A 13,855-nucleotide genomic window follows, 5' to 3' on the forward strand; every position below is an offset into this window, starting at 1 on the left:
ACAGAACATGTGTCGCGGCCCGCGGCTCTTTGTCGTCCTGCGGCTCTTCGTCGTGCGGCCCCGCCGGGGCGGGGCCGGGGTCCTTCAGGGGATCAGCGGAGGGCGGTCCTCGCCGTCGTCGGGGCGGGGCCGCCCGGGTGTGCCGTCCTCGCGGATGACCTCGCCCTGCACCACCTTGCCGTCCGGCCGGTGGATCCGGGCCTGCTGGAAGGCGTCGGAGAAGCCTCCCGGCGCCGCCGCCCGCATCCGGCGCTCCAGGGAGCGTTCGGTGTAGCGCGCGAGCACGGAGCGCACCGGGGGCAACAGCAGCAGGAGTCCCGCGGCGTCGGAGATCACGCCGGGGATCATGAGGAGCAGACCGCCCAGCATCAGGAAGCCGTTCCCCTTGCCGGCCGAGGGGGCCGCGGGCGGGGTGGCGGGAGCGCCGGGCCGGCCCGGCATCTGCTGGAGGGTCTCGGTGAGGTTGCGGAAGGCCCGGCGCCCGGCCCGCTTGATCACCGCGGCGCCGAGCACGATGCCGGCGACCAGGATCAGCAGCACGGTGAAGCCGTTCGCCGCGCCGGCCACCACGGTCAGCAGCCAGATCTCCAGCACCAGCCAGGCGGCGATGCCCAGCGGCAGGAGCGTACGGGCGCGTGAGCGCCGTGGACGGTTCGGAGGCGGTGTGCCGGTCGTCATACCCCCAGTGTGCCCGTAAGCCGGTGCGAGCGGCGTAAGGGGGGTGATCATGCGGCCTCGGCGGGACCGGTCAGGGCGTCTTGCGGCCCAGCACCTTGTTGGCCCGGCCGGTGATGCCCCAGCCCGTGACCCGCCACAGTGCCTCGACGAGGATGTCGCGGCTCATCTTCGAGTCGCCGATCTCCCGCTCCATGAAGGTGATCGGCACCTCGACGACGTGGTAGCCGGCCTCGACGGCCCGCCGGGCGAGATCGACCTGGAAGCAGTAGCCCTGGGAGGCGACCTCGTCGAGTCCGAGACCGTCCAGGGTCTCGGTGCGGAAGGCGCGGTAACCGCCCGTGACGTCCCGCACCGAGAGGCCGAGCAGCATCCGGGAGTAGAGGCTGCCGCCGCGCGAGATCATCTCGCGGTGCCTGGGCCAGTTGACCACCCGGCCGCCAGGCACCCAGCGTGAGCCGAGGACCAGGTCGGCGCCCTTCAGCGCGGTGAGCAGCCGCGGCAGTTCCTCGGGCTGGTGCGAGCCGTCCGCGTCCATCTCGACCAGGACGCCGTAGCCGTGCTCGGAGCCCCAGCGGAAGCCCGCCAGATAGGCGGCGCCGAGCCCTTCCTTGCCCTTGCGGTGCAGGACGTGCACATGGGTGTCGCCGGCCGCGAGCTCGTCGGCGACCTTCCCGGTGCCGTCGGGGCTGTTGTCGTCGGCGACGAGGATGTCCGCTTCCGGGACGGCGGCACGCACCCGGGCGACGATCAGCTTGATGTTCTCGGCCTCGTTGTAGGTCGGAATGATCACCAAGACTGTGCCGAGCGGGCCGAACTGCCTCTGACCGCCGTCGTTCACTACTGCCCCTTAAAGTCCGTACGCAGATGCACACCATATCCAGCACCGAGCGGCTGGACTCCGACGCGGTCACGGGGTGGCGTGTGGCGCCCCGGACAGAAGCACGGAACTGCGGACAGAAGGGCGCGGCACTGCGGATCGGGGCCCGGTGTCCTTCGGGCCGACCTGGGACCCGCTGGCTGCGGGTCGACCGAGAGCCGTTGTCTACTGAACCTCCGGGCCCCACCCGGGTCACACCTGCCGTCCGGACGAAACCTTCCCTCGCCCCCGAGGCGCGGGCGCTGAACCTGGCTGTCAGTGGTGGTGCGCCGGTGGGCACACCACCCCATGACCCAGCGGCGTTCGACGACTGCGTGGAGGTTTGACCGGTCGGACGTCCAGTGGTGGACCCGGCCGAACCTACCGGCCCGTGACCACTTTCTGTCAACACCCCTTCGACCTGCTGGTTTCATCAAAAACGCCAGGTCAGCACCGAGGCTGGGCAGGCCGTCGCAGAGTCCTGGCGCCATCGATCGGCGGTACGGAATATCTCGACGTCACTCGTTCGGCCGCACGTAGACAGTTTGTCCGAGTACCACCGTCCGCAGGCAGACCGGAAGCTCCGCACCGGGGGTGAGATCGGGCAGGCCGGGGGTGCCGGAACGGGGATCGGTTGACCACCGCGCCACCCGGTCGTCCGGGGCCTGGACCAGCAGGTCACCGGTACGCCAGACGGCGTAGTCGGCCGGTGCTCCCGGGACCAGTACGCCGCCGTCGTCCCGCCCGACGGCCCGCCAGCCGCCCCGCGTGTGGGCGGCGAAGCCGGCGCGTACGGAGACGCGGTGCCCGGGTGTGCGGTGATGGGCCGCGGCGCGCACGGTTCCCCAGGGGTCCAGGGGGGTGACCGGGCTGTCCGAGCCGAAGGCGAGGGGCACGCCCGCGCGCAGCAGGGCGGCGTACGGGTTGAGGGTCGCGGCGCGCTCCGGGCCCAGGCGCCGGGCGTACATGCCGTCAGGGCCGCCCCAGGCCGCGTCGAAGGCGGGCTGGACGGAGGCGGTGAGGCCGAGCTCGGCGAAGGCGGCGACGGTCTCGGGGGTGAGCATCTCGGCGTGCTCCACGCGGTGCCTGGCGGCCCGGATCCGGGCGAGCCCGAGTGTCTCGGCGGCGGCCCTGACGCCGGCCGCCACGGCGGACACCGCCGCGTCGCCGATCGCGTGGAAGCCGGCCTGGAGCCCCGCCTCGGTGCACGCCGTCACATGTGCGGCGATCCCCGCGGCGTCGAGCCTCCCGGTGCCGGTGTGCGGGGCGTCGGCGTACGGCTCGTGGAGGAGGGCGGTGTGCGACCCCAGCGAGCCGTCGACGAAGAGGTCGCCGGCCGCGCCGATGGCGCCGAGCTCGCGGATGCGGCGCGCGCCCTTCTCGTCCTGGACCTGCTCGGCCCAGTATCCGAAGACCCGGGGGCCCGGCTGTTCGGCGGCGAGTGCCAGCAGTCCGGTGAAGTCCTCCTCGTCGGAGATCTCCGGGCCCGCGCACTCGTGCACGGTGCCGATGCCGAGCGAGGCCGCGTGCGCGAGGGCCGCGCGCTGGGCCCGCGCCCGCTGCGCCGGTGTGACGGCGCCGTGGGCGGCGGCCCGCACCGCGTGGTGGGCGTCGCCGGTCAGAGGGGCGTCGGGGTGGTAGCCGGCCAGCGCGGTGACACCCGGGACCAGGTCCAGGAGCGCCGTGGTCACCACGGCGGAGTGGACGTCCACGCGGGGCAGATAGACGGCCCTGCCGCCTGCCGCCTCGTCGAGCTCGGCGCGCGACGGCGGCCGCTGTTCGGGCCAGCGGGCGGCGTCCCATCCGTGGCCGAGGATCACCCCGGCTTCCGCCCGGTTGTTCGCGAACGCACGCACAAGACCGAGGGCTTCGGCGAGCGTGTGCGCACCGGAGAGGTCGAGCCCCGTCAGGGCGAGACCGGTCGATGTGGTGTGCACATGGGAGTCGGTGAAGGCCGGGGTGACCAGGGCACCTTCCAGGTCGATCACCTCGTCGACGCCGCTCGCGAAGGCGTCGGCCGCCCCCTCCGAGCCCACCCAGGCGACATGGCCGCGTTCGACGACCATCGCGGTGGCGAACGGATCGGCGGGGCTGTGGACGTCTCCACCGCGCAGCAGCACGGTGCGGTGTTCGCTCTGGGGGGCGGTGCTCTCGGTCATGGGACCAGTCTCGCGCCTGCCGGGACCGGTTCCTCCCCCGCCCCCTCCGCAACGCCGTGCGGGTCCCCTCAGATGCGCGGCGGTCGTGCCTCGTAGGGCGTGGACAGGACGACGGTCGTACGGGTGGAGACGCCTGCCAGCGTACGGACGCGGGTGAGCAGGTGCTCGAGCTCCAGGGGGCTGGAGCACCGCACCTTGAGGATGTAGTTCTCATCCCCCGCGACGCTGTGGCACGCCTCCAGCTCCGGCACACCCGCGAGCCGTTCCGCGATGTCGTCGGGTGCGCTCGGGTCGAAGGGTTTCACCGAGATGAACGCGGTGAGCGGCAGGCCGACGGCCTCGGGGTCGACGACCGCGGCGTAGCCCCTGATCACCCCGCGCTGCTCCAGCCGGCGGACGCGCTGATGAACGGCCGATGTGGACAGGCCGGTGGCCTTGCCCAGGTCGGTGTAGCTCATCCGCCCGTCCTTGACGAGCAACTCCACAATCTGACGGTCCAGCTCCTCCATGCGGATCAACCTATGGCCCCTGGCCCTCCAGGCACAGCTGTGAGACCCCCGGAAGGACACGTTCGAGGGGCTTGTGATGAACGCCACAGGTTTACGGGTCGGTAGCAACGGGCGTCGTGGTTACGGCCGACTTCCGACGGGAAGTGCTTGCTGTGGCCGAGGCCGTGGCGTCTCGCCGGCCCATCCGAGGGGGAAAGATCCATGCAGAGCCTGAAGCTCACCGGACGTACCGAACCGGAACCCACCGGGAGCGCGACATCCGCCGCTCCGGACGAGGACACCGTTCTCGACGCGTACGACACCTTCGAGATGTACCGGGTGATCTGCCCGGACTGTGCCCGGCCGATCGCCCTGCTGGCGGACGAGGACGTGCTCCCCGAGCACGCGCTGTGCCCCACCCCGTGGAACCCGTTCGTCCTCACCGTCTGCCCCGGTACGAACGGTGACGCCTCCCTGGCGCGCCCCGCGGACGAGTCCCTCCGGGCCCAGGAGCAGGAGACCGCACTGCTGTTGACGCTCCCTCAGGGGCTCGACTGGCGGATGCAGCCGTTCTCGCACGCAGGCGGTCCTGGCTCGCGTCCCCTGCCGTACGTGCCGCAGGCCGGGCGGCGCGCCGCCTGATCCCTCCGCGCCCCTGAGGGCGCGCCCACGCGCGAGGAACGGGCGCGCGAATCGGCCGGCCAGTGACCCGGGGCCCCGTGGCGGCGTTGGTTCTGTATGACCACGCTGCCTTCAACGGCCGGCCCCGCACGCCGCCGACTCGCCGCACCCGTGTCCGAAGAATCGGTTCCTCGAACCGGACCGCCGCCCCGGGAACGCGAATCCGCGGCGCAGTCCGCGCCGCACACCACCGACCCTCCCATCTACCGGGCCATGCTGCGCCGTTGGGAGGGCACGGGGCGATCCCTGCCGGGCCGTCATGACCAGGAGTGGAACCGGATCATGACAACGCCCGTCTGGTCGGACCGGCCCGTCCGGGTCAGCGCGTCTCGGGACCCGCGAGGTGACGGGCGATGACCATGCGCTGGATCTGATTGGTGCCCTCGACGATCTGGAGCACCTTGGCCTCACGCATCAGCCGCTCGACCGGGAAGTCGAGGGTGTAGCCGTAGCCCCCGAGCACCTGGACCGCGTCGGTGGTCACCCGCATCGCCGCGTCGGTGCAGAACAGCTTCGCCATCGCAGCCTGCCGTGAGAACGGCAGGCCCGCGTCGCGGAGCCGCGCCGCCTCCAGGTAGAGCGCCCGGCCCGCCTCGACCTGGGTGGCCATGTCGGCGAGCATGAAGCGCAGCCCCTGGAAGTCCGCGATGGGCCGGCCGAACTGGCGCCGGTCGGTGGCGTATCCGACCGCCTCGTCCAGCGCGGCCTGGGCGACGCCGACGGCGCAGGCGGCGATGCCGAGACGCCCCGAGTCGAGCGCGGACAGGGCGATGGCGAAGCCCTGCCCCTCGTCCCCGATGCGGCGCTCGCCCGAGATCCGTACGCCGTCGAAGTGCAGCTGGGCCGTCGGCGAGCCCTTCATGCCCATCTTCTTCTCGGGCAGGGCGGCATTGAGGCCTTCGGCGTCACCCGGCACGAGAAACGCGGTGATGCCGCGCGGGCCGTCCTCCCCGGTGCGGGCGAGCACCGTGCAGAAGTCGGCGATGCCTCCGTGCGTGATCCAGGCCTTGGTCCCGGTGAGCACCCAGTCATCGCCGTCGCGCACGGCCTTCGTGCGGAGCGAGGCGGCGTCGGAGCCCGAAGAGGGCTCGGAGAGGCAGTAGGCGCCGAGCAGGCCGCCCGTGAGCATCGCCGGGAGGTGGGCGGCCTTCTGCTCCTCGGTGCCGTATCCGGCGAGCGCGTGGCAGGCCAGCGAGTGGACACTGACGCCGAGGCCGACGGTGAGCCTGGCGGCCGCCAGCTCTTCGAGGACCTGGAGGTAGACCTCGTACGGCTGGTCGCCGCCACCGTGCGCGGAGTCGTACGGCAGGCCGAGCAGGCCCGACTCGGAGAGCAGGGTGAAGAGCGGGCGCGGGAAGTGCCCCGCCTCCTCCTCCTCGGCCGCCCGGGGAGTGATCTCTTTCGACACGATGTCGCGTACGAGCTCGATGAGCTGCCGGGACTCCTCGGTGGGCAGACGGCGTTCCACCGGCTGCGGGGCACGGTCGGACATGACGGCGCTCTCCTCCCTGTCGGGCGTGACGACGGTCGCGCGCGGGGTGTGCGCGCACCGCCGGGTGGTCCCGGGCGATGCCCGGAAATCTACGGCTCCCCAACCGATCCTGCCTTCCCGGATCACGGGAGACGCTGGCCAGCGGCTGTGGCGCGTCGAGTATGCCCGATCGGAGCGCGGGCGTCACCGGGTAGCCGGAGCCCACCCTCAGGGAAATTGGTCCGAACCATTGACCCAACTGGTCTAGTCCTTCTACGGTCTCACCCATGCCTCATCGCGTCCATGCCAATTCTGGTTGGACCGGGCAGCCACCGCCCTCCCCCACGAGGAGCCACAATGACCGGACTTCACCGCCCTCGCGCCCGCCTCAGGGCGCTCGTCGCCACCGCCTGTACCGCCGCGCTCGGAGCCGCTCTGCTCGGCATCGTCGGCACCTCGTCCGCCGGCGCCGCCCCGGCAGCCGCCCCGCCGGCCGCCGAGGCCGCACCCGCGGCGGCCGGCGACAAGGTCGTCGGATACTTCACCAACTGGGGTGTCTACGACCGCGATTACCATGTCAAGAACATCGAGACGTCGGGATCGGCCGACAAGCTCACGCACATCAACTACGCCTTCGGGAACGTCGAGGGCGGCAAGTGCACGATCGGCGACAGTTACGCGGACTACGAGAAGACCTACACGGCCGACCAGTCGGTCGACGGTGTCGCGGACACCTGGGACCAGGAACTCAGCGGCAACTTCAACCAGTTGCGCAAACTGAAGAAGCTGCACCCGGACCTGAAGGTCATCTGGTCGTTCGGCGGCTGGAGCTGGTCCGGCGGATTCGGTGAGGCCGCGCAGAACCCAGCCGCCTTCGCCGATTCCTGCTACGACCTGGTCGAGGACCCGCGCTGGGCCGATGTCTTCGACGGTATCGACATCGACTGGGAGTACCCCAACGCCTGCGGTCTCACCTGCGACACCAGCGGACGTGACGCATACGGCGAGCTCCTGTCGGCGCTGCGGTCGAAGTTCGGCACCGACAATCTGATCACCTCGGCGATCACCGCCGACGGGTCCGACGGCGGCAAGATCGACGCGGTGGACTACGCGGGTGCGGCGCAGTACCTGGACTGGTACAACCCGATGACGTACGACTTCTTCGGGGCGTTCGAAGCGCAGGGTCCGACGGCGCCGCACTCACCGCTGACCTCCTACGACGGCATCCCGTCGGAGGGCTTCAACAGCGACGCGGCGATCTCCAAGCTCAAGGACCTGGGCATCCCCTCGGAGAAGCTCCTGCTGGGCATCGGCTTCTACGGCCGCGGCTGGACGGGCGTCACCCAGGAGGAGCCCGGCGGCACCGCGACCGGTGCGGCTGCGGGTACCTACGAGGCGGGCATCGAGGACTACAAGGTCCTGAAGAACAGCTGCCCGGCCACCAGCACGGTCGCGGGCACGGCGTACGCCCTCTGCGGCACCGACTGGTGGAGCTACGACACCCCGGCCACCATCGGCACGAAGATGGACTACAAGAACGAGCAGGGCCTGGGAGGCACCTTCTTCTGGGAGCTCAGCGGCGACACCACGGACGGTGAGCTCATCAAGGCCATCAACTAGCACCGGCGGGGTACACGGCCCGCAGGGCGGGTCAGGGGTGGGGTGCCGGGCGGGCGCCCCACCCCACCTTTCGTGGCCTGGGCCCCCACCCCACCTTTCGTGGCGGGTGGCCGCGGGTCACATGAGTCCGGCCTGGGTGACGAACATGGCGAGGACGACGACGAGCGTCCAGCCCAGGACGTGCTCCAGGATCTTCGGCCCGTCCTTGGGGCCGCCGGTGCGGGCGTGGGTCCGGTTCTCGGCTGTGGTCGCGGTCATGGCATCTCGCTCGCTCGCTCGGCAACTGGTCGTCCCCCGTGACCCGACCACAGTGCCAGCGCGGACGGGCGACGCGGTAGAGATCCGGGTCACAGCGGCCGGCCGGCCGCTGCCTCGCGGAGGGCGCGTATCCGAGCTCCCCCAGGGGGATCGGCGGGCCGACGCGCCCCGCGCGGGCAGGCCGGATGTGCTCCATGCCATACCGCCGGGCACGCCACAGCTTCCCGGATCAGGAACCGGCACTCCTCAGGTCATCGGCGAGCGAACTGATGGCCGCGGGGTTGCGCGGGCTCTCGACCAGGTCCACGTAGTCGAGGACGACGATCCGGTCGTTCTTGATCGCGGATACTCCGGCGAGCGGCTTGTAGGACTTCAGGAACGTCCGCTTCTGCTCCGCGGTGGTGTCCCCGTAGTTGTTGATCACGATGACCTCCGGGTCACGCGCGATGACCGTCTCCCAGCCCACCGTGGTCCAGCTGTCCTCGAGGTCCTTCATGATGTGGTCACCCCCGGCCTTGGTGATGATGTCGTGGGGGCCGGCGTAGGCGCCGGAGGTCAGGGGCTTGTCCTGCCCGTCGTCGTAGAGGAAGACGCGCGGCCGGTCGGCGCCCGTGAGGGCCTTCGACTGTGCGTCGGCGACCTGCTTGCGGAACGAGGCGATGAGCGTGTCGGCCCGGTCCTCGACGTCGAACATCCGGCCGAGGTTCTCCAGGTCGGTGTACAGCGCGTCGAGCGGTGCCATCACCCCGCGGGCCTTGCCCTGTCCGTTGCGGCAGGACTCGCTGAGCAGATACGAGTCGACGCCGACCCGCCGCAGCGCGGCGGGGGTGAAGCCGTCGCCCTCGCTGAAGCCGTAGTTCCAGCCCGCGAAGACCAGATCGGCGCCGGCGTCCAGGACCAGCTCCTTGTTGATCTGCTTCTTCGACAGCCAAGTGGTCTTCGCGTAGCCGTCCTTCCAGGGCACCGACGTCAGGTCGCCCTTGTCGTCGGGCATCACATAGCCGGCCATGTGGTCCTCGAGCCCGAGCGCGAACATGATCTCGGTGATGCCGACATCGTTGGTGACCACATGCTGCGGAGCCTTGTCGTACGTCTTCTTCTCGCCGCAGTTGGTGACGGTCACCGGGTAGTGGCCGTCGGCTGCCCGGGCGCCGTCCCCCTTCCCGCTCTCCGAGGTGACTTCCGCCCCGCAGCCGGCGAGGGCGGGACAGGCGGCGAGGGCGAGCGCGGCGGCAAGGGCGAGCACGGTGGGGCGCATGGCGGTGGAAGCTCCTTGGGTCGGGCAACGGGCGGAGGGGGCACGCGGAACGGAGGGGGTCACGCGGAGCGGAGGCGGTCGAAGAGCAGTTGCACCGCGCCGGTCTCGGGGTGCGGGACGCGATGCGCCCGTACGCCGAAGACCTCGGCCAGCAGCTCGGGCGTGAGGACGTCGTGCGGTGCTCCCGAGGCGACGATCCGCCCGCCGTCGATGACATGGAGGACGTCGCAGTGGAGTGCGGCGAGGTTGAGGTCGTGCAGCGCGGTGAGCACGGTCAGCCCGCTCCCCCGCACCAGTGACAGGACCTCCAGCTGCTGGGCGATGTCCAGGTGGTTGGTGGGTTCGTCGAGCACCAGCACCTGAGGCTGCTGGGCGAACGCGCGGGCGATCAGGACCCGCTGCTTCTCACCTCCGGAGAGGGTGAGGAAACCGCGGCCGGCCAGATGAGCGGCCCCGACGCCTTTGAGCGCGGCCTCGCACGTCCTGCGGTCCTCGTCGGTGGTGCGGGCCACCGGCCCCTGGTGCGGCAGCCGGCCCATGGCCACGATCTCGGCGACGGTGAAGTCGAACTCCGCGACCACCTCCTGCGGAAGTGCGGCGACCCGGCGCGCGCTCTCCCGCGCCGTCATGGACCGCAGATCCTCCCCGCCGATCCGGACCGATCCGCCCGAGGGGCTCAGAGCCCGGTAGACGCAGCGCAGCAGGGTCGACTTGCCGCTGCCGTTGGGTCCGACGAGGCCGACGAGCTGCCCGCTGCCGGCGCGCAGCGTGACGTCCTCCACCAGCCGCGCGCCGGCGATCTCCACCGTGAGCGTGTCGATCTCGACGTGCATCAGGCACCTCCGAAGGTGTAGGTACGGCGGCGCATCAGCAGGATGAAGCAGGGCACGCCGACGGCCGCGGTCAGTACGCCCACCGGCAGTTCGGCGGGCGCGAGCACCACGCGCGACAGGATGTCCACCCAGATCAGCAGGACTGCGCCGGCCAGGGGCGCGACGGCCAGCAGACGGCGGTGGTCCGCGCCGACCAGCATCCGCGCGGCGTGCGGGACCATCAGGCCCACGAAGCCGATCGCGCCGCTCACCGCGACGACGGCCCCGGTGACGGCGGCGGCGACGAGAAAGAGCTCCTTGCGCAGGCGCCCGGGGTCCACGCCCAGCGCGGCGGCGGTCTCGTCGCCCATGGCGAGGGCGTTCAGCCGGCGCGCCGACCAGCCGAGGTGGGCGAGGCCGCCGAGCACGGCGCCCGCGGCGATCGGCACGGACGACCAGGTGGCCCCGCCCAGACTGCCGAGCAGCCACATCATCGCGGACCGTGCCGCCTCGCCCCGCTCGGCGGCGAACACCATGAAGGTGGTCACGGCGGAGAAGCCGTAGTACATCGCGGTCCCGGTCAGCACGAGTCTGAGCGGTGTCAGGCCCCGGGGGGTCCTGGCGATCGTGTAGACCAGCACCATGGCGAGCAGCGCGGAGAGGAAGGCCGCCGAGGAGAGCGCCCAGACGCCGAACGCGCCGAAGGCCCCGAAGATGAGCACGGCGTTGGCGCCGACGGCCGCGCCCGACGAGATGCCGAGGACGAACGGGTCGGCGAGCGCGTTGCGCACCATGGCCTGCACGGCGAGGCCGACGGCCGACAGACCGGCCCCGACGACGGCGGCGAGCACGGTGCGCGGGAAGCGGAGTTCCCAGACGATGGTGTACGAGGAGACCTCGTCCGGTGTTATCCGCCCGCCGGTCAGCCCGGCCCACAGGTGGTGCAGCGTCTCGCCCCAGCTGAGCCCCGATGCCCCGATCCCCGCCCCGCAGGCGAGGGACAGCGGGAGCGCGACGCACAGGCCGGTCACGAGAAGGGGTACGGGGACGCGCTCGGGCGGTATTCGGTCGGGGGGCGTGGCCACGGGCGGATCACTTTCGCCTCGGGCCGTGCCTACGTAATCCAAGGGGCGGCCCGGGGCGCGAGAAGCGCCGTGCGCAGCACCTCTCGCAGTCCACGGCGATCGACAGAGCTTCGCCACCGTGGGTGATCGGGCTCGCGGAACCATGTGCGGGTTCCGCCTACCGTTGCGGGTCAGCGCCGGACTTCGACCGGACTTCCCCCACGAGGCGCCTGCAGTTTAGAGCATCCGGGTCAGCCGCTTCCCTGCGCATGATTCCGGCCGGTCACCCACCCGATTAAGTCAGTCGGTTGACTCAATTAGTGGGGTGATGTCTAGTGATCAAGAGAACGCGACGTCGAGGAGGAAGCCATCGTGAACAGAACCGAGCCTCGCACCGGCCGCGGCGCCGGCACACGCGAGGCCATCATGAAGGCGGCCGAGCGTCTCTACGCGGAGCACGGGCTTTCGGGCGTCTCCAACCGGCAGATCGGCGAGGCGGCGGGCCAGGGCAACACCACCGCCGTCAGTTACCACTTCGGGAGCAAGGCGACGCTCGTACGGGCCATCATGACCAGGCACGGCACCGAGGTCGACCTGATCCGCGCGCGGTACGTCGAGACCGCCGGCGACAGCACCGACCTGCGGGATTGGGTGCGCTGTCTGCTGCGCCCGGTGACCGACCACAACGCCGCCATCGGCGCCCCCTCCTGGCACGCGCGTTTCTCCGTACAGGTGATGACCGACCCGCTGATGCGGACGCTGGTGGCGGACGAGTCCCTCACTCGCGACAGCCTGCGCCGCACCCTGAAGGGGCTTGGCACCTGCCTGCACCCCATCGTGCCGCCGGACATCCGCCCGGCGCGGGCCGAAATGGCCCGCCATCTGATCACCCACACGTGCGCGGAGCAGGAGCGCGCCCTGGCCGAGGACCCGGCCGACGCCGACGCGTCCTGGAAGCGCACCGCCGACGCGCTGGAGGACGCGCTGGTGGGCCTGCTCGCCGCGCCCACCACGCGCCACTGACACACCACGAAGAGCACGAAGAGCACGCCACACATGAACAGGGAGAACACATGAAGATCACTGTGGACGAGGAGAAGTGCTGCGGCGCCGGACAGTGCGTACTGATCGCACCCGAGGTGTTCGACCAGCGTGACGAGGACGGCATCGTCGTCCTCCTCGACGCCGCGCCGCCCGCCGACCGGCACGAAGCGGTCCGCGAGTCCGCGGACATCTGCCCGGCCGCCGCCATCCACCTCCACGAGAACGCGTGAGTACGCCGTCGGACGTGCTCGTCGTCGGGTCCGGCGCAGCGGGTCTCGCCGTCGTCGAGTGCCTGCGCCGCAAGGGTTACGGCGGGCGCGTCACGCTGCTCGGCGAGGAGACCGGAGCACCGTACGACCGCCCGCCCCTGTCCAAGCAGGTACTCGCGGGGACGTGGGACGCCGAGCGCACGCATCTGCGCACCCGTGACGTACTGGACGCCCTGGACGCCGAGTTCGTCCTCGGTGAGCGTGCGTCGGCGCTCGACGCGGCGAGCCGTACGGTGCGCACCGCGAGCGGGTCCGAGCTGCGGGCGGGAGCCGTCGTCCTGGCCACGGGACTGCGCCCGCGCAGGCTGCCGGGGCTGTCGGGCCCGGCGGGCGTGCATGTGCTGCGGACCCTCGACGACGCCGCGCGGCTGCGCACGGAGCTCCTGGAGGCCCGGCGTGCCGTGGTCGTCGGTGACGGGGTGCTCGGCGCCGAGATCGCCGCGACGGCCCGCCTCATGGGCATCGATGTGACACTCGCCGGGCCGCAGGCAGCGCCGATGGAGACGCAGCTCGGCCAGGACGTCGCGGGCCGGCTCGCCGCGCTGCACACCGAGCACGGGGTGCGGCTGCGCCCGGACACGCTGGTGGACGGTCTTGCGACGGACGATGGACGCGTCACCGGTGTCCGCACGGCCGGCTCGGGGACCATACCCGCCGATCTGGTCGTCTCGGCGGTCGGCAGCACGCCGGCCACCGACTGGCTGGAGGGCAGCGGCCTGGTGCTCGATGACGGTGTGGTGTGCGACTCCCGCTGCCGAGCCGCCGACGGTGTCTACGCCACCGGAGATGTGGCCCGCTTCGACCATGAGGCACTGGGGCGGTCGGTGCGTCTCGAGAACCGTACGAACGCCACCGAGCAGGCCATGCTGGTCGCGGCGAACATCCTGGGCGAGGACCGCCCCTACAGCCCGCTCCCCTACTTCTGGACCGACCAGCTCGGCGTGAAGATCCAGGTGTACGGGGTGCCCACGCCCACCGCCACCGCGCACATCGTCGAAGGCAGCCCGGAGCAGGGCCGCTTCGTCGCCCTGTACACCGACGACGACGGCCCCGTCGCGGTCCTGGGCTGGAACATGCCCAAACAGGCCCGTCAGCACCGCGGGGACCTGCTCGGCCGGTACACCCCCGCGCCCCGGCCGGAGTCCGCGGTCGCCACGCCGTGACCGGCTGATCCTCCACCGCCCCACCCCCACAGGA

The 13,855-nt window shown here is 71.4% G+C and carries 14 protein-coding genes and 1 riboswitch; of the genes, 5 read left to right on the plus strand and 9 right to left on the minus strand.

Annotated elements, in window-relative coordinates:
• Nucleotides 1–84: 84 nt before the first annotated feature.
• From fxsA to AB0C75_RS13225, 4 genes are all read right to left on the minus strand, one after another.
• Complete coding sequence (fxsA, locus tag AB0C75_RS13210) at nucleotides 85–678, minus strand: FxsA family membrane protein (RefSeq protein WP_362890101.1); 594 nt, start codon at nucleotides 676–678, stop codon at nucleotides 85–87.
• Between the two features lie 70 nt (nucleotides 679–748).
• The gene (locus AB0C75_RS13215) at nucleotides 749–1,516 is read right to left on the minus strand and encodes a polyprenol monophosphomannose synthase (protein WP_362890103.1); all 768 of its coding nucleotides are present in this window, start codon (nucleotides 1,514–1,516) and stop codon (nucleotides 749–751) included.
• 536 nt (nucleotides 1,517–2,052) lie between these two features.
• The gene (locus tag AB0C75_RS13220) at nucleotides 2,053–3,693 is read right to left on the minus strand and encodes an amidohydrolase (RefSeq protein WP_362890105.1); all 1,641 of its coding nucleotides are present in this window, start codon (nucleotides 3,691–3,693) and stop codon (nucleotides 2,053–2,055) included.
• 68 nt (nucleotides 3,694–3,761) lie between these two features.
• Nucleotides 3,762–4,202 carry an Lrp/AsnC family transcriptional regulator gene (locus tag AB0C75_RS13225; RefSeq protein ID WP_362890107.1) on the minus strand — a complete coding sequence of 147 codons (441 nt, stop codon included), beginning with the start codon at nucleotides 4,200–4,202 and terminating at the stop codon, nucleotides 3,762–3,764.
• Between the two features lie 201 nt (nucleotides 4,203–4,403).
• Between AB0C75_RS13225 and AB0C75_RS13230 the strand changes: the two genes are divergently transcribed.
• The gene (locus AB0C75_RS13230; RefSeq protein ID WP_362890109.1) at nucleotides 4,404–4,823 is read left to right on the plus strand and encodes a hypothetical protein; all 420 of its coding nucleotides are present in this window, start codon (nucleotides 4,404–4,406) and stop codon (nucleotides 4,821–4,823) included.
• Between the two features lie 358 nt (nucleotides 4,824–5,181).
• On the opposite strand, the gene AB0C75_RS13235 is transcribed toward AB0C75_RS13230, so the two are convergent.
• Nucleotides 5,182–6,354 (minus strand): acyl-CoA dehydrogenase family protein, encoded by a 1,173-nt coding sequence (locus tag AB0C75_RS13235; RefSeq protein WP_362890111.1) that lies wholly within the window; start codon nucleotides 6,352–6,354, stop codon nucleotides 5,182–5,184.
• A gap of 336 nt (nucleotides 6,355–6,690) precedes the next feature.
• Between AB0C75_RS13235 and AB0C75_RS13240 the strand changes: the two genes are divergently transcribed.
• Nucleotides 6,691–7,953, plus strand: a complete 1,263-nt coding sequence (locus tag AB0C75_RS13240) for a glycoside hydrolase family 18 protein (protein ID WP_362890113.1) — start codon at nucleotides 6,691–6,693, stop codon at nucleotides 7,951–7,953.
• Nucleotides 7,954–8,070: 117 nt separating this feature from the next.
• On the opposite strand, the gene AB0C75_RS13245 is transcribed toward AB0C75_RS13240, so the two are convergent.
• The 4 genes from AB0C75_RS13245 to AB0C75_RS13260 form a co-directional block, all read right to left on the minus strand.
• On the minus strand, nucleotides 8,071–8,211 hold the full coding sequence (locus AB0C75_RS13245; protein ID WP_362890115.1) for an SCO1431 family membrane protein: 141 nt from the start codon (nucleotides 8,209–8,211) through the stop codon (nucleotides 8,071–8,073).
• 229 nt (nucleotides 8,212–8,440) lie between these two features.
• A complete protein-coding gene (locus AB0C75_RS13250; protein ID WP_362890117.1) occupies nucleotides 8,441–9,469 on the minus strand; it encodes an ABC transporter substrate-binding protein in 1,029 nt (342 codons plus the stop codon).
• 59 nt (nucleotides 9,470–9,528) lie between these two features.
• The gene (locus tag AB0C75_RS13255; protein WP_362890119.1) at nucleotides 9,529–10,302 is read right to left on the minus strand and encodes an ABC transporter ATP-binding protein; all 774 of its coding nucleotides are present in this window, start codon (nucleotides 10,300–10,302) and stop codon (nucleotides 9,529–9,531) included.
• Nucleotides 10,302–11,366 carry an iron ABC transporter permease gene (locus AB0C75_RS13260; RefSeq protein WP_362890121.1) on the minus strand — a complete coding sequence of 355 codons (1,065 nt, stop codon included), beginning with the start codon at nucleotides 11,364–11,366 and terminating at the stop codon, nucleotides 10,302–10,304. The genes AB0C75_RS13255 and AB0C75_RS13260 overlap by 1 nt, the downstream gene beginning before the upstream one ends.
• 120 nt (nucleotides 11,367–11,486) lie before the next feature.
• Nucleotides 11,487–11,565: riboswitch (cobalamin riboswitch) on the minus strand.
• Nucleotides 11,566–11,771: 206 nt separating this feature from the next.
• On the opposite strand from AB0C75_RS13260, the gene AB0C75_RS13265 reads away from it, so the two are divergent.
• Genes AB0C75_RS13265 through AB0C75_RS13275 form a run of 3 tightly spaced genes read left to right on the plus strand, consistent with a single transcriptional unit; the run spans nucleotide 11,772 to nucleotide 13,821 of the window.
• Nucleotides 11,772–12,368: a helix-turn-helix domain-containing protein gene (locus AB0C75_RS13265; protein WP_362890470.1), complete on the plus strand. Its 597-nt coding sequence runs from the start codon at nucleotides 11,772–11,774 to the stop codon at nucleotides 12,366–12,368.
• Between the two features lie 50 nt (nucleotides 12,369–12,418).
• A complete protein-coding gene (locus AB0C75_RS13270) occupies nucleotides 12,419–12,619 on the plus strand; it encodes a ferredoxin (protein ID WP_362890123.1) in 201 nt (66 codons plus the stop codon).
• A complete protein-coding gene (locus AB0C75_RS13275; RefSeq protein WP_362890125.1) occupies nucleotides 12,616–13,821 on the plus strand; it encodes an FAD/NAD(P)-binding oxidoreductase in 1,206 nt (401 codons plus the stop codon). The genes AB0C75_RS13270 and AB0C75_RS13275 overlap by 4 nt, the downstream gene beginning before the upstream one ends.
• The last annotated feature ends 34 nt before the right edge of the window (nucleotides 13,822–13,855 follow it).

This window comes from Streptomyces sp. NPDC048565 (genome assembly GCF_040650935.1).
Lineage (GTDB): Bacteria > Actinomycetota > Actinomycetes > Streptomycetales > Streptomycetaceae > Streptomyces.

Bases quoted from the DNA above. Each gene is read 5' to 3' on its own strand.
- fxsA (WP_362890101.1), bottom strand. From the start codon at position 678: ATGACGACCGGCACACCGCCTCCGAACCGTCCACGGCGCTCACGCGCC.
- AB0C75_RS13220 (WP_362890105.1), bottom strand. From the start codon at position 3,693: ATGACCGAGAGCACCGCCCCCCAGAGCGAACACCGCACCGTGCTGCTG.
- AB0C75_RS13225 (WP_362890107.1), bottom strand. From the start codon at position 4,202: ATGGAGGAGCTGGACCGTCAGATTGTGGAGTTGCTCGTCAAGGACGGG.
- AB0C75_RS13230 (WP_362890109.1), top strand. From the start codon at position 4,404: ATGCAGAGCCTGAAGCTCACCGGACGTACCGAACCGGAACCCACCGGG.
- AB0C75_RS13235 (WP_362890111.1), bottom strand. From the start codon at position 6,354: ATGTCCGACCGTGCCCCGCAGCCGGTGGAACGCCGTCTGCCCACCGAG.
- AB0C75_RS13240 (WP_362890113.1), top strand. From the start codon at position 6,691: ATGACCGGACTTCACCGCCCTCGCGCCCGCCTCAGGGCGCTCGTCGCC.
- AB0C75_RS13245 (WP_362890115.1), bottom strand. From the start codon at position 8,211: ATGACCGCGACCACAGCCGAGAACCGGACCCACGCCCGCACCGGCGGC.
- AB0C75_RS13250 (WP_362890117.1), bottom strand. From the start codon at position 9,469: ATGCGCCCCACCGTGCTCGCCCTTGCCGCCGCGCTCGCCCTCGCCGCC.
- AB0C75_RS13255 (WP_362890119.1), bottom strand. From the start codon at position 10,302: ATGCACGTCGAGATCGACACGCTCACGGTGGAGATCGCCGGCGCGCGG.
- AB0C75_RS13265 (WP_362890470.1), top strand. From the start codon at position 11,772: ATGAAGGCGGCCGAGCGTCTCTACGCGGAGCACGGGCTTTCGGGCGTC.
- AB0C75_RS13270 (WP_362890123.1), top strand. From the start codon at position 12,419: ATGAAGATCACTGTGGACGAGGAGAAGTGCTGCGGCGCCGGACAGTGC.